Source organism: Breznakia blatticola (assembly GCF_004365815.1).
Classification (GTDB): domain Bacteria; phylum Bacillota_I; class Bacilli_A; order Erysipelotrichales; family Erysipelotrichaceae; genus Breznakia; species Breznakia blatticola.
Genome location: NZ_SODD01000005.1, coordinates 1 through 19,835, shown reverse-complemented (window position 1 = coordinate 19,835; position 19,835 = coordinate 1). Strand labels below are relative to the sequence as shown.

Annotated in this window: 16 protein-coding genes, 2 tRNA genes and 1 riboswitch; all 18 genes read right to left on the bottom strand. The window is 33.6% G+C overall.

Going from position 1 to position 19,835, the window contains the following annotated elements; genetic code table 11:
• Positions 1 to 9: 9 nt before the first annotated feature.
• A riboswitch (TPP riboswitch) is annotated at positions 10 to 107 on the bottom strand.
• Positions 108 to 181: 74 nt separating this feature from the next.
• A tRNA-Arg gene (locus EDD63_RS02540) sits at positions 182 to 258 on the bottom strand.
• A gap of 90 nt (positions 259 to 348) precedes the next feature.
• A tRNA-Trp gene (locus tag EDD63_RS02535) sits at positions 349 to 422 on the bottom strand.
• A gap of 251 nt (positions 423 to 673) precedes the next feature.
• Complete coding sequence (locus EDD63_RS02530) at positions 674 to 1,102, bottom strand: MarR family winged helix-turn-helix transcriptional regulator (protein ID WP_134168180.1); 429 nt, start codon at positions 1,100 to 1,102, stop codon at positions 674 to 676.
• 92 nt (positions 1,103 to 1,194) lie between these two features.
• Positions 1,195 to 2,421 carry a DUF349 domain-containing protein gene (locus EDD63_RS02525; RefSeq protein WP_134168178.1) on the bottom strand — a complete coding sequence of 409 codons (1,227 nt, stop codon included), beginning with the start codon at positions 2,419 to 2,421 and terminating at the stop codon, positions 1,195 to 1,197.
• Positions 2,422 to 2,439: 18 nt separating this feature from the next.
• Positions 2,440 to 3,183, bottom strand: coding sequence for an NYN domain-containing protein (locus EDD63_RS02520; RefSeq protein WP_134168176.1), 744 nt, complete (start codon positions 3,181 to 3,183; stop codon positions 2,440 to 2,442).
• A 236-nt stretch (positions 3,184 to 3,419) separates the two neighbouring features.
• Positions 3,420 to 5,444: a VWA domain-containing protein gene (locus EDD63_RS02515; RefSeq protein ID WP_166667521.1), complete on the bottom strand. Its 2,025-nt coding sequence runs from the start codon at positions 5,442 to 5,444 to the stop codon at positions 3,420 to 3,422.
• 606 nt (positions 5,445 to 6,050) lie between these two features.
• Positions 6,051 to 7,001 (bottom strand): class B sortase, encoded by a 951-nt coding sequence (gene srtB, locus EDD63_RS02510; RefSeq protein ID WP_134168172.1) that lies wholly within the window; start codon positions 6,999 to 7,001, stop codon positions 6,051 to 6,053.
• Positions 7,002 to 7,017: 16 nt separating this feature from the next.
• The gene (locus EDD63_RS02505; protein ID WP_134168170.1) at positions 7,018 to 8,226 is read right to left on the bottom strand and encodes a DUF7601 domain-containing protein; all 1,209 of its coding nucleotides are present in this window, start codon (positions 8,224 to 8,226) and stop codon (positions 7,018 to 7,020) included.
• Positions 8,227 to 8,241: 15 nt separating this feature from the next.
• The gene (lepB, locus tag EDD63_RS02500) at positions 8,242 to 8,781 is read right to left on the bottom strand and encodes a signal peptidase I (RefSeq protein WP_134168168.1); all 540 of its coding nucleotides are present in this window, start codon (positions 8,779 to 8,781) and stop codon (positions 8,242 to 8,244) included.
• On the bottom strand, positions 8,778 to 11,288 hold the full coding sequence (locus EDD63_RS02495) for a hypothetical protein (protein ID WP_134168166.1): 2,511 nt from the start codon (positions 11,286 to 11,288) through the stop codon (positions 8,778 to 8,780). The genes lepB and EDD63_RS02495 overlap by 4 nt, the downstream gene beginning before the upstream one ends.
• A gap of 213 nt (positions 11,289 to 11,501) precedes the next feature.
• On the bottom strand, positions 11,502 to 12,344 hold the full coding sequence (locus tag EDD63_RS02490; RefSeq protein WP_134168164.1) for a pirin family protein: 843 nt from the start codon (positions 12,342 to 12,344) through the stop codon (positions 11,502 to 11,504).
• Between the two features lie 108 nt (positions 12,345 to 12,452).
• Positions 12,453 to 14,105 carry an FAD-dependent oxidoreductase gene (locus EDD63_RS02485; RefSeq protein ID WP_134168162.1) on the bottom strand — a complete coding sequence of 551 codons (1,653 nt, stop codon included), beginning with the start codon at positions 14,103 to 14,105 and terminating at the stop codon, positions 12,453 to 12,455.
• A gap of 16 nt (positions 14,106 to 14,121) precedes the next feature.
• Complete coding sequence (locus tag EDD63_RS02480) at positions 14,122 to 14,367, bottom strand: metal-sensitive transcriptional regulator (RefSeq protein ID WP_134168160.1); 246 nt, start codon at positions 14,365 to 14,367, stop codon at positions 14,122 to 14,124.
• A gap of 3 nt (positions 14,368 to 14,370) precedes the next feature.
• The gene (locus tag EDD63_RS02475; protein ID WP_208318290.1) at positions 14,371 to 14,673 is read right to left on the bottom strand and encodes a rhodanese-like domain-containing protein; all 303 of its coding nucleotides are present in this window, start codon (positions 14,671 to 14,673) and stop codon (positions 14,371 to 14,373) included.
• Positions 14,674 to 14,761: 88 nt separating this feature from the next.
• Positions 14,762 to 17,302 carry an ABC transporter permease gene (locus tag EDD63_RS02470; RefSeq protein WP_134168156.1) on the bottom strand — a complete coding sequence of 847 codons (2,541 nt, stop codon included), beginning with the start codon at positions 17,300 to 17,302 and terminating at the stop codon, positions 14,762 to 14,764.
• Positions 17,286 to 17,969, bottom strand: coding sequence for an ABC transporter ATP-binding protein (locus EDD63_RS02465; protein ID WP_134168154.1), 684 nt, complete (start codon positions 17,967 to 17,969; stop codon positions 17,286 to 17,288). The genes EDD63_RS02470 and EDD63_RS02465 overlap by 17 nt, the downstream gene beginning before the upstream one ends.
• Positions 17,970 to 18,053: 84 nt before the next feature.
• Positions 18,054 to 19,043, bottom strand: coding sequence for a sensor histidine kinase (locus EDD63_RS02460; protein ID WP_166667520.1), 990 nt, complete (start codon positions 19,041 to 19,043; stop codon positions 18,054 to 18,056).
• Between the two features lies 1 nt (position 19,044).
• The gene (locus EDD63_RS02455; protein WP_134168150.1) at positions 19,045 to 19,707 is read right to left on the bottom strand and encodes a response regulator transcription factor; all 663 of its coding nucleotides are present in this window, start codon (positions 19,705 to 19,707) and stop codon (positions 19,045 to 19,047) included.
• Between the last annotated feature and the right edge of the window lie 128 nt (positions 19,708 to 19,835).

Genomic DNA, 19,835 nt, shown 5'->3' with positions numbered 1-19,835 from the left:
TCAAATACTATCTTTGTATTGATTGCTCCCTACGTCGGTCTTAACCAACAGGTTCAAAGGGTCAGGTTTTACCTTCTCAACTCCGAAGAGTCCCCCCGCACCACTATCGTAAGTGATATATACTTAAAAAGCAAGACTATATTAAAAAACACCAAACATATAGTTTGATGTTAATTCTCTATGGTGCGCTCGACAGGATTCGAACCTGCGACCTCTCGAGTCGGAGTCGAGTGCGCTATCCAACTGCGCCACGAACGCTTGAGTCCGTAACTTATTATATCATATTTCTTAGATGATACATGAAAATAAAAAAAGTCAAAACCTTGTGATTTCGACAAATTTATTACATGGCAGGGGCAGAGAGAATCGAACTCCCATCAGCGGTTTTGGAGACCGTTATCATACCATTGGACCATGCCCCTATGTTTTTACTGCTAGATAATCATAGCATATTCATTTTGGTATTTCAATATAAAAAAAGAAAAGACAGCATTGCTGTCTTCCCAAAAGAGAAAAGTTCTCACATCATTATATTTACTTAGCTAAAACCTGTTTTGGAGGGGCGGTTTTAACCAGAAATATAAATGTAAGTAGTACGGATAGTTATATATCCATAACCTAATAATAAACCATTTTATCAAGTATTACAATAATGTTTATACAAGCTTTTCTCTTAATACTTTTTAACTTTTTCGTATACTGTGTTGAGCTTTGTCAGAATATCTTTCAGTGTTTTTTCATCTTCGACCATTTCTTTAAGATTCTTCTCCAAATATGAATCATAAAGATTTACCACTTCTTCACCCTTTGAAGTTAATTTGATTTTCGTCACACGTCGATCATCAACAAAACGCTCACGCTCCAAGTATCCATCGTCTTCTAATTCACTTACGGTAATTGACATGTTCGCTGGTACCTTAGATAAATTGCTTGAAAGCTCATTTAACGTAATTGGCTGACATGTTCTTACTTCGCGAAGTACAAGTGTATGTGTCTTACTTAACCCTGTTTCTGCATAGTAAGATTTCATAGCTCTTTGAATACTTGCTTGAATTGCACTGATTTGATTTTCAATCTTCTCAATAACTACTACTGTTTTCATATGTTATCTCCTCTACTTTACAACTATATTATATAATATATTCTTTCTTTTTTGAAAAGTTTTTTTGAAAAAAAGAATAGTTCAATAATGAACTACTCTTTTACGTCCTCAATCTTCTTTAACATGTCGTTAAGCTCTGCACGAATTCCAGAAATTTTTCTTAAATTTTCATCAATATATGATTGTAATTTATCGATTTGTTGATTTCTTTCATTCATGATTTCCCAACGATTGTCTTGGTTACCAAGTGGAGCATCTTGTGCACGAATTTCCGCAATTTCCGCTTCAAGATCGTGATTAATTGCAGTTAAATCATCCAATTGTTTTTTACGTCGATTGATACCATCCTCTAGTTTGCTTCTAAATTGACCTTTTTTCTCTTGATAGAAGTCATCTTGTCGTTTAAAGAATGTGTTACGTGCGGTTGAAAATGCATCCCACAATTCATTATCGACATCTTTTCCAGCAAATCCAGCGGCTTTCCACTCTGCCATTAAATCCCTCATTTTTTGTGAAGTTTCTTTATAGTCTTCACTTAATGATAATGCTTGAGCTTCACTTACTAGTTGTTCTTTTTTCGCTTTTGCTTCTACTTGTTGTTTATCGCGTTCTTCAAAGAAAACGGCTTGTGCTTTATAGAATGCTTGGCGTGCATCATTGAATTCTTCCCAAAGTTGATCATTTTCTTCTTTGTTGATATTTCCTGATGTTTTCCATTCATCCATCAAAGTCTTCATTTCTTTTGAAGTTTCTTTCCATTGTGTTGATTGGCTAGCTTTTTTAGCACGATCAATCAATGCACGTTTTTTCTCACGCGCTTCATCTTTAGCTTCATCTAGACGAGCAAAGAACTCATCTTTCTTTGACATAATTTCATTGAATGCTTCATCAAATTTTCTTGATAGTTCTGCATCTACATCTTTACCAGCATATGGTAAGTCTGCCCATTTGTCTTTTAAGGCATATAATTTACCCATAACGTCTTTCCATGAAGTTGAATTTCTAAGTTCTTCCATGCTTTCAAGAATTTCTTCTTTTGCATGTTTTCCTTCTAATTGAAATTCATTACGATTAATTTCTTTCGTTAAATTCTTCATCGTTTGACGGAATTCATTTTCCAATTGCAAATTGATGTGAGCTGGGATATTTTCATCTTGAAGTTCGTCCCAAGTGTTGTGTAAAGTTTCTTGCACCTCACCAACAAGCCCTTTTTCTTCTTGGATCATTTGTTTTCCAAGTTGAATTAGTGCTTCTTTCTTTTCCTGAACACTTGATGCATCGGTTTTAATCTGTTCAATTCTGCTTTTCATTTCTTCCATAGTATCGCCCTCTAACTTCTATTTACTTCGTTTTCCCTTGTAGCGAACAAGCTTGTGTTCAACATGCGAGTCTTTTGCTCGTATGGATTGAATTTCAAAACTCGTTAGCGACTGGATCAACGGTGTTAACTTCGAGTACCCATAATTCCGTGTATCAAAATCAGGGAATCTCTTACTTAACATATTTCCCAGAGATGACATGTTAGCCCAACCATCATCATCTGAAATATCTTTAATAATAGCACGAACTTGTTTTGTTAACCAACGAATATCATCCTGGCTACTTACAATGCGCTTTTGAGTGACCTCATCATTTGCTTCATGTGAACTTGATAACGTTTCTAAATATATAAACTTTTCACATGCGACGATGAATGGTCTAGGAGTTTTCTTTTCTCCAACTCCAATAACGATTTTACCAGCTTCACGTAAACGTGCAGCAAGTCTAGTAAAATCACTATCACTACTTATAATACAAAATCCATCAACTTTATCTTCATACAAAATATCCATTGCATCAATGATGAGTGCAGAATCTGTCGCGTTTTTTCCAACGGTATATGAATACTGTTGAATCGGTTGAATCGAATATTCCAATAGAACATCTTTCCACTTGTTCATATGCGAGTCTGTCCAATCACCATAGATTCGCTTATGCGTTGGTAAACCATAATTCGGAATCTCTTCCATGATATAACCAATATACTTTGCCGATACGTTATCTGCGTCAATCAATAAAGCTAGATTAATGTCATCTTTCATTATTATTACCCCTTATACTTTTCAACTCTATAACATAGATTATTGAAAATTACTATCATTTATTAGTATACCATTGATAAACAACTTTTGCGCGTTAATTTAACGGACTTTTCTTATAAAATGCATAAAATGTATCCTTATAGTCCATAATTAACCTATTTTCTTTGTTCTTTACCATTTCCATATGAAGATTTTAGATAAATGAAAAAGACACCAGTGATTTTGGTGTCGTAATTTTAACTGCTTTTTGTAGTATTTGCTCGCTTTCGAATTTTACGCAAGCGTAGCAACAATAAACCAAGTGCAACAGTTATAAAACCGCAAAACTCAGCCATATATGTATTCGAACTATGCTCACGATATAAGTATTCTTGTGACATGAGTACATCCTTTGCACGACTTGCCTTACTATGTGCTTCATAACTTCGAATTTCAATATTCGCTTGCGTTGATATATCAAGTGTATCATTATCAACAATAGCTTCATAAGTAATGATTGCATGTTTACCCGCTGCTAGTTCATCAATTTTAAAATTCACATATCGTTTTTCACTTGTATTTTTTTCGTCATTAACATATGTAATGTTATCTTCTAAGAATTCCACTAACACAATATTACGTAAATCCATCGAACCATTGTTATAAACATCTATTTGATAGGTAATAGTATTGCCATCGATTTTCTTTATTCGCTTTTTTGTTTCGAGCTGACTATTTAATACAGATACTTCTCGCAATTGATATAGTGGCATCATAATTTGATTTCCACTAGCTATGCCATCAACACTTGCAAGTAATTCCCTGTAATTTAGTTGTGCTTTATCTGTTGTTGAATAATTGTGCGTACCTGTTGTGGTGTATCGTATGTCTTCATCCATCTTTGTGTAAAAAGATAGCCGTTGACCATCTAAACCAATCGCTCCAATATTCCACTGATATGCTTTTGCATCTTTTGATATTTCTAACAATGAACTTGGGACTTGATCAATACCAGTATATTGTTTGTCACCAATGGTAATTGGGTGTGTAATATCACAATATATAGTAAATGCTTCAGATAGTGTAAAAGTTAAATTCACTTCAGGTCTTGTAACTAACTCTGTAGTCAAACTCTTAAAGTATTCAACAAAGTGATTTTCACTTGTTGCATTCATAAAATGTGTTTCATCAGAAGCGAATGCACGTAATACAGTATCATTTTCAACATGAATACCTGTTGCAAATATCTCGACATCATCTAACATTTTTATACGGTTGATGATGGGTAGTGATGTTTGATCATGAGTAGATGCTCCATCTGAAATCAAAATGATTTTCATTGGTACACTTTCCCTTTGTTGTTTTCTTTCATTTACAATCTTTTCAACATAAGAAAAAAGTGCATCTGTGTTTCCTTCTACATCACTTTTTGTATTATGAATTCCTTCAATAATTGTTGCATATTCATTTGTAAAAGCCGTGTAATCCGTATGTGTTCCAGAAAAAGAAACAAACCCTATTTGATTTCCCTCACTTGCTTTCAACATACTTCGAGTGAGCGACTGAATCGAAGACTTCGCAATCGATAATCGATCTGTACAACCATCTACATGGCTTTGTGGACTAGCAAACGCATGGTTTTTAAGTTGTTTTGCATCCGCTTTGATATGAACATATTTCGTATCTTCTTTTTTATAATGATGTACCACTGGATTCCATGCTTCAATCATCTGCTGGGTTACTTCTGTATTTTTTAAATTGTATGTATTTGTGAAATTCTCCCACTGTTGTTGGGAAATGTTTGACCAGATCAATAAACCAAAGAATTTGTTTGGCTGAAAGTAAATGTCTTTATTGCTTGTATTAATAAATGTACGTGCAGGAATTTTATAATAATGTTCATCATGTAAACAATGAATGGTTTGTGCTGCGTAAGCTTGTTGTGCATACATATTCATAGAACTTGAGCTGTCAAGTACGAAAAGTACATCCTGTTGGTACGTCACTGGTTTTCCGACTACATCATAAATGGATTTGATAATTCCGTTTTTTCCATCTTCATCTGAAGCAATAACGGCGTATTTTTTAGCGATTGCTTCTCCTTCGTCGAGTCTTGATAAACCACGATTGATGGAGCGTTTGTAATCCACATCACTACCAATGGCAATTGGATTTTGATAATCATATGTACTTATATGCGAAACTTGGCTTATTTGATTATTTACTCTTCGTGTTTCAATATAATGATTTGGCGTTTGAAATTTGTGTTCAATTTGAATCATGCTAAATCCAAGAGATACTAAAAAAAGGACCATCAAAAATAAACGGAGCTTTTGCGATTTGAGATCCAATTTCCAGTAATGCTTTTTCTTATTTTCTAGTTTCATTCTACGTATATTATGCTCCCTGTCTTATTCTTTCACACACAATTATTATTTATACAGTAGAATGGTATCATTACACAAATAATTAAACAACTCATTCAAACGAAAAAAAGATGACTCGTTGGAATCATCTTTGTTCATGAGATTTGTATGTTATACCTAAGGCAAGTAAAGTCACCATATCATATCCGACTTCCGCTTTACACCCTAATTTGTTATATCCAATCTCATTTATTCTTTCTCTTTTGCATAATGTAGATATCATAGGATTACTGCTCTCTCCAATAGCACGCAATCGATATCTGATTTTTTACGCAAACATGGCTTTGCAAGTCTTCACTTACCTTACAATTCCATACCTTTGTTACACAGCATCCATACTACATATTATGTTAGTACTTCCTACCATGAGGTATTATACAATATTTTTTCATATTGTGCTTGTCTTTTTATATAAAGTATTTGTACTTTTTATTTCAATAACAATATAACTTATATTGTTATCTATAAAGAATCGGAATTGGTATCTATATCTTCCTTGTTTGCTTCTTTCTTTTTGTGTTTACTTACCCATAGTAACAACACTCCAACGAAGATGATAATCAACATCATTATTCCAACAATTATCCATAAACAATGCCCATTTGTCTTGACTGTTGGTTTGGTATCGATTATTTGTTGATTACCTATACTTGGATGTACTATTTCATCTGAAATTTTTGCCACTAAAATGTAGCGTCCATTGGTTGTATCATTTGAACATGTGCTAAGCAATAAAATACGATCATCCGTTTGAATCGCTGTATCTCTCCAATGTACAGCCTTACTTTGCAAGTAATCTACATACTGTGCTTTTTTATAATCTTGCTTGATTGCTGGTTGATATACATCCATATCATACGCATCTGCTTTTAAGATTCCCACAACATCAAGCGCGTAAGTCGTATCTTTATAGAATAATGAACCTGTTGCATTCTTTTGAAAAACTTCTTGTTGTGTAAAGGTATGAAGTTGTCCAAACATCGCATTTTTATTCATATGATGTCCATAAATAATACTATTAAAATCTTGAAAATCTTTGCTATTTCTAGCATCTAAAAAGATAGCCCCACTAGGTGAAGGTTCACCTAATGGATTTGTCTTCATGTACTTGCTGTTATTATTGCCTTGAACTACTGGATAATCAATAGCAGTTCCATCAATGGACAACCATGCAAATACATCGTTGTTTTTTGCAATCAATTCATCAAAGGATACATGACTATCAGTTCTTGGTTTATAGATTTTATATTGTTTTGTTGATGCAGCGATAGTTGTCTTGTTGTTGTCCCACATCGCATATGTACCATACGCTATCATCAAAATACATAGGAGAATGATGATTCGATTCATTAGTTTATGCATAAACCGTACAACAAGTATCCAAAAATCAATATATCCTTTCTTTTCTTGCATGAGTAATTATATTTCCTTAGTGACTTGTACGTTTTTTACGTAATGCCATATATAGTCCGATTGAACCAACTACGATTAATACAATAAATGGAAAGCTGTCAACGACAAATCCAGTGAAGTTCACTTCAACATGTGTGTTTGTTACAAGTGCTTTATTTGCATTTTCTCCAAGTACAGTTGGCTTATTTATATCATCATAGTATGAAATATATAGATCTTTTGAACCACTTCCAACAAGGGTATTTTTACCTGTGATTTCTACACCATTTTGTGTAATATCATATGAACCAGTATATTTAGCATCATGCGTTTCTGTTGCGCTAACCGTTGTTCCAGCAGGTAATTCTAAGAATACGACACGTTGCCCATGTTTTAGATTTACAGAGAGTGAAGTTTTTCCGTTAGGTGTTAACACAAATAATTCATCTGAACTAACTTTTGCTCCATTGTTTAACATATCCACAATATAATATGTATAATTTTTACTTTCTGTTTCTGTAGGTGATGTACCAATTGCAAAGTTAAACTCGAATTCTTTACTTAAATCTCCGTACTCACCAGTAACCCTTTTCTCTACCGAGAAAGAAACTAACCTTCCTGTTTCATCTACTTCTTGTTCATCTGATCCTGCAACCTTTTTTAATACATTTGTAAATAGCAATCCTTTTTCTGTTGCACTTCCATCAACTTTTTCATTATCTTTTTCAATTGTGATTGTATCAATTTGAAAACTTCCATTTACTAGTTTTACATATACGCGCATTTCATAGATTGAAGGATCAAAAGTCATACCTTTTACTTCATTCATGATTCCTGTTGCATCATTATACGTACCAATTGCTTCATTAATTGTATATGTATATACCCCAGGTTTTGTAAAACCAGTTGGTTTTGGAACTGCTACACTTTTTTCAATAACGTAACCCCCGTTTGTGGTATCTAATTGTTTTTCATTATCAGTCATTGAAATAAAAACACTATTGATATTAGGTGTATTTGATACATCTGTTGTATCGTTATATCCTGTCGCATGAAATTCATATTTAAATTTCACATTTGGAATTGTAATTCCATCTGCCACCAGCAAACGACTTGTAATAACAGGATCTACTGTTTCAACTACATCTGCTCTTAATACACCAACTTTTGTTGTTCCTATAATTGTCATACATAACAACAACACTAAACTTAAACTTTTCCATCTTCTACTACTTTTCTGTTTCATCTTTCTCTTTCTCCTCTATATCATATTTCTTCGAACCAAAGTAATTACTTTTCCATCAATTTCGTTTGTTCTCACGATTCCATATACACGACTATCTAGAGCATCTTGACGATTGTCCGCAAGCACAAACCATTCGTCTTCTTTTAGTGTGATTGGAAAGCGTATCCCTTTCTCATACGGAAGGGTTTGATGTGTAATATTTGGTTCAAACTGCAAGGCACCATTGATATGTAAACCTTCTTCAGTTATATCCACTGTATCTCCTGCCCCAGCAATAATTCTTCTTACTTGTTTTTCATCATCTTTTTGCAAAGCTACGACATCTCCTGCGCGTAAATCATTTTCCATTCGGTAATACAAAACGAAGTCTCCGTACGAAATGTAAGGATCCATCATATAATCTTTTACTTTGTATCCTCCAAAAATAAAAGTAAAAATCATGAATCCAACAACTCCAACAATTGCGATTTTCGCAAGTAAGTGCAAACCTTCTTTTCTTAACGTGGCGTGTTTGTCTTTTTTCTCCACAGATTTATTTTTTAAGTTTTCTATCATCCTTTCCTCCACTTCCGATATTTATATGTTCCATAAGATACTCCAATACTTATTGGACAAATGATAAGCCACAATAAATAATTTTGTCTGTTATCAAAGCCAGTTACTGGTATTGGAACATATGTTAATACTTCTTCATTTTTTCTAATTCCGTTTGCTTCCACAATCACATCTAAATTAAGTCCATCGATCAATGCTTTATTATCCAGAAATCGAATGGAAAAAGTTATATGCATTTTATAATTAGATTCTAGATAAAATGCATCAATACCTGAAATTAACTCTCTAATTCTATAGAATCCATTTTCCTTTATCTCAGAAGGTGTATACTCATATATCATTATTTGATTCAAAACAAAGGAATTAGCATATGGTCGAAGATCCTCAAGATATGCAATGATTGGAACTCGTTTTCTTGCAGCATCATTATTTTGCACAATAAAGTGAAAAGTAAATGTTTCATCCGGTTCCAACACTTTATTATTATTTGGATCAACAATTATTAAATCCACTTTTAAGTTCGGTTTATCCATTGGAATCGAAACAAACGTTTGATAAGTTGCATTAGATTGTACTGTAAAAGTTGCATCAAATTTGTTGTGCATTACATTTTTTAGTTTATCTAGGTTATATCCATAATCTGTAACAATCTCATGTGTCACAAGTACAAACTGTATTGTTATTTTTTCACCGGGCTGCATATTTAATAGAAGGGGATTCGATTCATTCCACAAACTAGCTATATTCTTTTGTGTTGTTCCATTCAAATTGCTTTTTATATTTAGATACCCACTGTATTGAGTAGTAGCAGTAAAATCAATATATTCACGATTATCTTGGAAATACATACGAAATGGAACATTGTTCAAGGTTTGCAAACTTGTGTTTTTTACATCAATTGTATATTGCATATAATCACCAGGTCGAATAATACCATCATTATTGCTTACAAAGCTCAACTTCTCGACACGGCCATCTATTGACAGTTGTCCACCTAAAGCAAGTTGTGTATATACAAAAGAGTTTCCGACAGTTCCCGCACTGCGCAACACGGAAGTAGAACTAACCCCTAATGCTGTCAATTCCGCTTCATTTTTTAACTGTAGTGTAAACTTTGCTTCAAATTTTTGGTTTGCATTCAAGTGTTCATTAAATCGACCATTTATTAAATCATCTAAAGTGTAGGATCGTTCAACTTTCTGATTATCATAATAAACATCAACAGCTACGAGATTTGGGTCAACAAAGTACTTTAAGTTTTCTACAAAATACATCTCTACCTTTTGCCGTTCCATATCAATTTCACCAATGTTTTCACTTTGCAAACAAAATGTAATAAATTCATTTGGTTCACCGATTCCATTTTGGTTGTGATCACTGATCACTAGTTTTGATACAGGTACAGGCATTTGGATTTCAATTCCATTTGTCGCAACATAAGCATCTATAACACTCGTTCCATTCAACTCTTCAACAAGCACACTACTATTCATTTCACGATTGTAATCTCCGTAAAACTCTCCATCTACAGCAATATCATCTAGATTACGCATGTACAATGTATACGAAATTTCTATTGATACATATTTGCTCATCGTTAAAGAAATATCACCATTTTGCAAATCTTTAAATGATGCTAATTTTTCTTGATACCCACTAACTCCAGGAGTGTAAATCCGAATGCGAATTGTATCATCGCCTAAACTTAATGAACTATACGGATCTTCCAATAGCTCACCAAAACCTGTTGTATTATCTAACAATGGCATTTCATCTTTAAATCGAAGTCGCACGATTCCATCCCGAAAACTAGTTGCTACAATCTTATATTCAATGACAGAACCAGGTGTTGCTGATTCAGCTGGAGGAGCTTGTCCGTTAATGTCGTAACTTACAAAAACTTCACTAATCTGTGTTGTTGTATCCGTTGGATTTGACACAAATGGATCAACATCTTTACTATCAATTGCATACGTCTTTGAATACTGATCAAATCCAAACGTAATGGTCGCTTTATCTTGTACATTAGCATCCAATTGCATTTCATATGGAATATTGAATACAAGTTTTTCATCGTTTGCTATTGGCTCAAACAAAATCCCATCGATAAATAATTGTTCACCAAGCTGTTTAAGTGAAAAGGATCCTGCGATTTGACCATCAACATTCAGTACATCTAGCACTTCATTTGGCTGAAATGAAAATTGTAATTGCTCATAATTACTAAATGCAATTGAGAACGTTTCATCTGTTGCTAATGGATGTACATTTGTTGCTGTCGCATAAATTTGCAATTTATATACATCATCAAGATATAATGTATCCTCATATACTTTATGTTCATCCAAAGACGACAAAAAACGCATATCATCTACTTTTATAGATACGCGTTCATTAGCATATGCAAGGACATCTTGCTTCATGCGCACAAGAAAAAATGTACACAAAAAAGAACATACCATTGCTACTAAAATTGATTTTTTGTAAAACACTTTTCTACCCATCATATTAACTCCACAATTTCGACTGACACACATACTGCCTGCACTGTTTAGTTTATGATTAAGTATTGAATCTTGGCTATTATATAATTAGTTTTATTATATTGTCTAGTCTCTTGCCCTAGAAACCATTTGAAATGTCATCAATATACTATAGATATAGAAAAAGCGAGCAAATTTTTACTCGCTTTTTCTATTGAGGTAAATCTATTTTCTTAACTAAATGTTTTTTGCATGATCTTTGATAAAGGTACCATCAGACAATTCGTCAAATGCATGTTCAAGCTCTACTCGCGTATTCATTACAATTGGGCCACCCCATGCAACTGGTTCGTTTAATTTCTTACCAGCAAAGAAAATAAAACGAGAGCCCTCTTCTTTTGCACTAATGCGAATATGGTCACCTTCGCCAAACAATACTGCAGTTTTAGCAGCTATATTTGAGCCATCAACAACTACATCATTCACAATCGTAAAGATAAATACATTGTCTTCTGGTCGTGTTGGAATCTCGATACTTTCGTTCGCTTTTAAATCAACATCAAAAATTTGGGCATTTACATATTTTGGCTCAACACCTTGAACACCATCATAATTCCCAGAGACAACACGTACAGTTGCACCATCCTTTTCAACAACTTTGATATCATTTTGTGTAATATCACGATATGTTGGTTGACTCATTTTATCTTTTCTTGGAAGGTTAATCCATAACTGCAGTCCAAGAATTTGATCTACTGGACTTGGCATTTCTTGGTGCATAATTCCGCTTCCTGCATTCATCCATTGACTTTCTCCATCACGAATCACTCCTTTATTCCCTAAAGAATCAGAGTGTTCCATTTCTCCATGAATTAAATAGGTTACTGTTTCAATTCCACGATGTGGGTGAAATGGGAATCCTTTAATATAATCATTTGGATTATGCGAGTCAAATGAATCCAACATTAAAAAGGGATCGAAATCCTCTACTGTTGTATTTCCTAAGACACGCACTAAATGTACTCCTGCACCATCTACTGCATGAAATCCTTGTACTAATTTTTTAACTTTTCTTTCCATTAATATCACTTCCTTTACCACATCATAGAAGCAAAGTACACTTTAGGCAACTGTTTTGCCTAATACGTAAAAAAGATGCACATTTTCCAACATGCACCTTCCTTATCTCTATTTATTTGCTTTTTGTACTTCGTTAAATGTAATGTATCCACCACTTAAGTTATATAAATTTGTGTAACCTAATTGGTGTAATAAACTTAGTGCATAGTGTGCCCTTTGTCCTACCTGACAGTACACAACAATCGCTGTATCTTTTTGTTTTGGTAACTTATCTGTTTGATGACGCAAGCTGTCTAGTTCTATATTGATCGCACCTTCAATATGTCCACCAGCAAACTCACTTGGAGTTCGTACATCTAAGACAAAGTAATCATTTAGATGTTCTTTTACTTGCTGGCAACTTATCGTTTGATATATCCCATTAATGGAATGACTTGCTGCATATCCAAGAATATTTACTGGATCTTTTGCACTTGAAAACGGTGGTGCATAACATAATTCTAAGCTTGCTAAGTCTGTTACTTTCAACTTTCCAATTATTGCAGTAGCAAGTACATCAATTCGTTTCTCTGTACCTTCATATCCAACACCTTGTGCTCCCAGTATATCTAGGGTTTGTTTATCATACACAAGTTTTAGCGTTAAGTTCTTAGCATTTGGATAATAACTTGCATGATTTGCACGATGCACAATCGTCGTTGCTACATCATAGCCAAGTTTTCTAGCCATAAACTCATTTAATCCTGTTGATGCACCAACCATATCAAACACTTTTGCGACACTTGATCCAAGGGTTCCTTGATAATTGATATCAATTCCATGAATATGATCCGCAACTAATCTACCTTGACGGTTTGCAGGCCAAGCTAGTGGAATATACGTTGGTGTATTGGATACCAAATGATTTACTTGAATTACATCCCCAATCGCATATATATCTGGATTTGATGTTTGTAGTTGTTCATTTACTACGATTCCATTTTTCAGCCCTAATGTTAGCCCTGCATCTTTTGCAAGTTTAGAAGCTGGAGATACTCCAATTGCCAAAATGGTGAGATCAGATTCCAATTTACTTCCATCACTAAGTAATACTGTCTTGCCTTCATTTTCAAAGCCTTCTAAACCTACACCTAAATGCAAGTGCACGCCATTACGACTTACTTCATTTTGCAAAACTACTGCCATTTCTGGATCAAAAGGTGCAAGTATTTGCTTTGCTAAATCAACAAGTGTTACATCCAAACCTAAGTGACGTAAGTTTTCTGCCATTTCAATCCCAATAAATCCAGCACCAATTACAACCGCTTTTTTAGGATTATGCGTTAGCATTTCTTTGATACGATCTGTATCTGGTACATTTCGTAACTTCATAACATTTTTTGCTTCTTCAATACCGGGTACATTTGGCCAAATTGGATTTGCTCCTGGCGATAAAATCAGTTTATCATAACTCTCTGTATAAGATGCATTTGTTTGATGATTGTATACATCTACAGTTTTTGTATCAGGATGAATTGCCATCACTTCCTGGAAATTTCGAATATCCAAGTTGAATCGTTTTGTCATTCCTTCTACCGTTTGGACTAATAACTCATCACGTTCTTCAATCACGCCACCAATATAATATGGTAGTCCACAATTGGCAAATGAAATATATTCATCTTTCTCAAATAGAATGATTTCATCATCCATCGATAATCTTCTTAATCTTGCTGCTGCAGATGCACCACCTGCAACTCCTCCTACAATTAGTATTTTCATGAGACTTCCTTTCCTATTACCTTGATTTCATTAGTAATTCGACTGCTTCTTCAATATCATTTTCGCTTGCGTTTGTATCTGAAAGTTGTTTTAAATTATTCACAACTATCAATGCAATGATACGATCTACACTTGAACGAACTGCACTTAGTTGATTCACAATGTCTTTACAGTCTTTTTCTTCTTCTAACATCTTCAATATACCATGAAGTTGCCCTTCGCTTCGCTTAATCCGATTGACAATCTTTGCATCACACTTCATGTCTTATACCATCTTTCCTTTCCAAGCATTCATTCCGCCACTTACATTGGTAACATCATAGCCTTGTTTTCTTAAATATTGATATGCTTGTTTACTACGTATACCGGATTGACAGATGACATAAAGTGGTTGTTTCTTGATTTTACTTACATCAAAGTTCGATAATGGAACGTTCTTTGCCTCTTTAATATGACCACTTCTAAATTCATCTTTTTCTCTGACATCGATAATTTCGATATCTTTTTGTTCTTGTATTTTTGTTGCCAATTCACTTGTACTAATTGACTTTACTTTAGAAAAAAACATAAGCACCTCCTATACCCCTAGGGGTATTTACATACTCATAGTACGCGAATACCCGAATAATGTATATTGAGATGCTCATGTTCTTTTTTTATTTCGTGAGTCTTTCTACCAAACTTTGCTTTTCTATCTTCTTATATTGATAGAGTGGCAATGCAATTGACACGATGCCAATCACAATCATAAATACAATCATTGCTTCAATTGGATATGTAAATTGAATCGTATTATTTTCTCTTTGAATGAAGTAGCTGATTGCATACAATACACCACTACCAATACTTACCAATAGTAAATAAATAACTGTACTGTATAAACACCCTTCCCATACCAGCATACCGCGCAATTGTGAACGAGTCATTCCAATACTTTCTAACAATACTAATTCACGTCTACGGTTTGTTAGTGAAGTATGCATGACATTAAAGTAATTAAAAACTGACATTGCCATTAAGATGAAACTCATTGAATACAGTAGAATTTTCACCGATTGAATGTAATCATGTGCCTCTTCTTTAGCAAGATATGTTACAGATAAACTTACATTTTGAAGAGATTCCATACTAGCGGTTTTATTTCTTTTTACCATGATTTTTTGTATGATATTATACACTTGCATATCTTGTCCTTCTTCAACAAAGACCTCTAATTTACTGATTGTCTTTTCAATATTCAACTTTGCAAACCCTTGTTCGCTAATGAGGACATATGGCATATATTGTTGGTTAGATGACATATTTTTAAATTTTGGGAAACCACGTGTTTGCAAGTCTAAATAACCTGCGAAGATATAAGCACCAATTTCTTCATCTTGTTGATTATAGACATGTAGTGTTTCTCCTTCCACCTTTTTTGCCTTTTCTTTCATTTTCTTAGAAAATGAATGCTGATCTAAGTTGAATACACTCTCACCACTAGCAAAGTTGTCAATATTTGCTTCAATATCATTTTCCTTTAAAAAGGTTTCTAATTGTTCAAGTTCTTCATCTCTTACTATACGAAAACCCCCAATATATTCATCACCTTCTAGTTCTCTATTATCCACTTCAAGTAATGGCTGCCAAACTTTGTCATTCACATTAAATCGTCCATATGCTTGATAGCTACATTCGAGTGATGTAACACTATCAATCTCTGAAATATCTTGAAGAAATTCGCTATTAAAGTATGTATTTTCGGCTTGAATATCCATATCACCTGACATACTCCAATTCGTAAACTCAAAAGCTGGATCTCCTTCATACATATCAGAATAATCAAGAATCTGAATTGCCATAATTGAACCAATGCATAATAGACTTGCCATAAATAACGAGAAAATTGTTTTGAAAGACTTTCCACGATTTTGACTGATATTTCTCATAGCCATCTTTCGTAATGATACTTGTGTTTTTGAATAAATTTCTTTCCTGCGTGTTCTATATTTTCCATATGTAAAATACAATGCTTCTTTTGGAGAAATAGAATGCATGATACGTAAAGGAAATAACATACTTAAAATTGAAATTAGAGCGACAAATAGAAGTATCGCAAGTAACAACCATAGCCGTGCTTGGATTACTTCACCAATAGCAACTCCTTGCCCAGCCACAAATCCTGCCAGTAAATACGGGAAAACAAATTGAACAATCGCGTACGCAATCACACTACCAACAAGAGTCCCCGCAAGTATAACTTTCATAATTTGTTTCCACTGTATTTGAAACAGTTGTTTCTTAGTTGTCCCAATCGTGCGCAATAAGCCAAACTCGCGCACACTTTTCTCTAACGAAATTTGCATTATATTATTCACTAACAAAATTACACTCATCGCAATAACTGCACCTAGAAAAATAGCTGTGTCATATCCTCCATAAACCATTTCTACAGATGCATATGATAAACTATCTGTTGCAATAAATTGTTGTGTCTCATCCACGGTTGGTATATTTTCATATAATGTAAACTCAATTTCCTCGAATAATACATCATCTTGTTGCTTCATGACCAATGCATCTGCATCATTCAAGGTTCTTCCTGAAGCCTCTAAATAGGCGTTTGAAAAAAACGCACTTGGAGAAATCAGATGTGTATCAACATATTCGCTAAAGTACCCACTGAGAATAAATTCTTCTGTTTGAATTTCTCCAGTATCTTCTACATAAAGAGGAAGCACAACTGCAGCACCAATTTTTGGATCAATCTCAAGTTGCTCTATCACACTAACTGGAAGCATGACCTCATTAGTTTTCTTTGGATAATTACCATAAACATCTGTATACGCTGGTTTATATAACTCTTCGTAAGCGACTGAATCCACAACTTTACCCGTAAATAAAATATGCTCTCCTTGCTTACCAGTCATTACATATGATTCTTTTCCAACAATGTCGATACAATCTAGTTCTTTTGCCAACTTATATTGTTCCATCGTTGGTCGTTCCATATAAACAGTTGCTAAAGTTCCACTACTTCTAGCATACATCATATATTCACTATCCACTTGTGCAATCGAAATACTACTAATACTAAATAATAAAACAATGGCAAATGCGATTGCCCCAATTAATAAGCGATTACGCGATTTGTTTGCAATATAACTGTTTTTGGCTAACTTACTAATAATGGATGTATTGTTATTTTTTACTATCATAAGACTCTACCAATCCATCTTCAATTCGAATAATGCGATCGCATAATTGTGCTATTTCTTCACTATGTGTAACAACCACTATGGTTTGTTGATACTTCGCGGCACTCATTTTTAATAGTCCCATAACTTCCATGCTCGTTTTGGAATCTAAGTTTCCTGTTGGCTCATCAGCAAGAATAATTGCTGGTTTCGATGCAAGCGCACGTGCAATGGCAACTCTTTGTTGTTGTCCTCCAGACAAATTAAATGGAACACTGTATATTTTCTTCTCTAATTTAAGTGTTTGTATTATGTTTTCAACATATGTAGTGTCGATTTCTTTTCCATCTAGTTGCAATGGTAACACTATATTTTCATAAACATTCAACGTTGAAATCAAGTTATAGTTTTGAAATACGAATCCGATATTTCGTCTTCTGAATATAGTTAATTCTTTATCGTTTAGAGATTCTATATTTGTATTTAAGATTGTAACACTACCTGAAGTTGGATAATCTAAACCACCAATCATATTTAGTAAAGTTGTCTTCCCACTACCTGACGTTCCTACAATTGCAACAAATTCTCCTTGCATAATTTCTATATCAACGCCTTGTAAAGCATGAACTTCTAACGCACTTTCTTGTTGATATGTCTTCTTTATATCTGTTGTTTTTAATACTATCATCGTATCGTCCTCTCTTTTCATACTCTCATTATAAAAGGCAGTTATTACAAACTTATAACAAAAGAAAAAGGAATATAAAATCCCTTACTTTGGAAGAATAATACTAAATATCGATCCTCTATCTTTTCGTTTTACTTTGATATATCCATCATGAGTTTGAATAATCATTCGTGTAATATACAAACCAAGTCCTAATCCTTTTTGATTACTTACACGTTGTCCACGATAAAAACGTTGAAAGATTTGCGCCTCTTCTTCTTCATTAACTCCAATACCTTGATCAATAATCTCAATTTGCATAAACATCTCATTCTCATTGATTTGTATATAAATATCACTGTTTTCATATGAGTATTTGATTGCATTATCTAATAAATTAATAATTGCTTCTTTCATCCAATGAAAATCGTGAGACACCACATATGCTAATTCTTCATCAAAGTGTATTTGAACATTTCGACTGCTAGCAAGACCATCAATCACTGTTATTGCTTCGTATATAGTTGTAGTTAATGATTGCTCCATTGATTTTAACTGAATAATCTTCCCTTCAATTCGAGACATACGAATAAAGTTCTCACTCAGGAATGATAGTGTATCCATTGCTTTCTCAACACTATCCACATACTGTTGTTGTGTTTGTGTCAATTCTTCCAATTCGAGTAATTCTAGATACAACTTCATGTTTGTTATTGGCGTACGCATTTGATGTGCAATATCATTAATTAACAAACGAATTTCATCACGATCTCTCTCGATATCTTCTTGTTTGGATACAAATAGTGTGTTTACTTTTTCTAATTGATGTTGAATCTTTGATGACATAAACTCATCATGTTTTTGAATCCCTTCAACACGTTCTTGATTCATCATACGATCAATCATTACTGATAAGAGATTTAACTCCTCTTGTATTTTTTTTCGTTCTATAAAAAATATAAGAACCCCATATATTACAAGACAAATACAGCTTATGAGTAATGCCAAATTATTTAATAATAATGCATAGATAAGAATTCCACTTACTAGTATAATAAGCCCAATAAACAATACCTTTGGTTTTAGAAGTTTCATATTATGCAACCAAACGATATCCACTACCAAATACATTTTCTATATATTTTCTTGGATCCTTATCTAATTTCTTGCGCAGCCTACTGATTGTTACTGTTACTGTACTATCATCAACAAATTGTTCTTTTTCATCCCATATTGCCTCAAGAATTTGGGTCTTACTTAATACACGCTTTTGATTACGCATAAATAAATGTAAAACCTCAAATTCATTTGCTGTCAGAGCAACTAACATTTGATTTACATTCACCTCATGCCGTTCAACATTTAACTCAATATCCTTATAAATAAAAATATTTCCTTTTTGTTCATTGCGTCGTAATACAACTTCAATTCGTTTTAATAATACTGTCATTGAAAAAGGTTTGACTACATAATCTTCACAACCGTTGTCATACGCATGAAGCATATCTACTTCATCATCTCTTGCTGTTAAATATACAATTGGAATTGAACCATCTTCCAAATATTGACTTACTTCAAAACCTTCACCATCAGGCAATCCAATATCCAGCAAGACAATATCAAGTTCAATAGTATCTATCATTTTAATTCCTTCACCAACTGTATATGCTTGAAATACTTGATATTTGTGTTGCTCAAGTAGCAACCTCAATGCATGACTTAATTCTCTATCATCTTCAACAATCCCTATTTTCTTCATACAACTCCCCCATTTATAAGAATATTTTATCAAGGGATTGTTAATAAGTAAAACAAGATGGATAAATCAATATTTATCATTCTATTTTCCTACTTTTTAGTGCACAAACTTTTAACTTTTAGGTGCTT

Coding starts and splice junctions, on each gene's coding strand:
- EDD63_RS02505 (WP_134168170.1), bottom strand. CDS start 8,226: ATGAAACAGAAAAGTAGTAGAAGATGGAAAAGTTTAAGTTTAGTGTTG.
- EDD63_RS02475 (WP_208318290.1), bottom strand. CDS start 14,673: ATGTTTTTTTCTAAAGTAAAGTCAATTAGTACAAGTGAATTGGCAACA.
- EDD63_RS02455 (WP_134168150.1), bottom strand. CDS start 19,707: ATGAAGAAAATAGGGATTGTTGAAGATGATAGAGAATTAAGTCATGCA.
- EDD63_RS02465 (WP_134168154.1), bottom strand. CDS start 17,969: ATGATAGTATTAAAAACAACAGATATAAAGAAGACATATCAACAAGAA.
- EDD63_RS02495 (WP_134168166.1), bottom strand. CDS start 11,288: ATGATGGGTAGAAAAGTGTTTTACAAAAAATCAATTTTAGTAGCAATG.
- EDD63_RS02525 (WP_134168178.1), bottom strand. CDS start 2,421: ATGGAAGAAATGAAAAGCAGAATTGAACAGATTAAAACCGATGCATCA.
- EDD63_RS02470 (WP_134168156.1), bottom strand. CDS start 17,302: ATGATAGTAAAAAATAACAATACATCCATTATTAGTAAGTTAGCCAAA.
- EDD63_RS02460 (WP_166667520.1), bottom strand. CDS start 19,043: ATGAAACTTCTAAAACCAAAGGTATTGTTTATTGGGCTTATTATACTA.
- EDD63_RS02490 (WP_134168164.1), bottom strand. CDS start 12,344: ATGGAAAGAAAAGTTAAAAAATTAGTACAAGGATTTCATGCAGTAGAT.
- EDD63_RS02520 (WP_134168176.1), bottom strand. CDS start 3,183: ATGAAAGATGACATTAATCTAGCTTTATTGATTGACGCAGATAACGTA.
- EDD63_RS02485 (WP_134168162.1), bottom strand. CDS start 14,105: ATGAAAATACTAATTGTAGGAGGAGTTGCAGGTGGTGCATCTGCAGCA.
- srtB (WP_134168172.1), bottom strand. CDS start 7,001: ATGCAAGAAAAGAAAGGATATATTGATTTTTGGATACTTGTTGTACGG.
- lepB (WP_134168168.1), bottom strand. CDS start 8,781: ATGATAGAAAACTTAAAAAATAAATCTGTGGAGAAAAAAGACAAACAC.
- EDD63_RS02530 (WP_134168180.1), bottom strand. CDS start 1,102: ATGAAAACAGTAGTAGTTATTGAGAAGATTGAAAATCAAATCAGTGCA.
- EDD63_RS02480 (WP_134168160.1), bottom strand. CDS start 14,367: ATGAAGTGTGATGCAAAGATTGTCAATCGGATTAAGCGAAGCGAAGGG.
- EDD63_RS02515 (WP_166667521.1), bottom strand. CDS start 5,444: ATGATTCAAATTGAACACAAATTTCAAACGCCAAATCATTATATTGAA.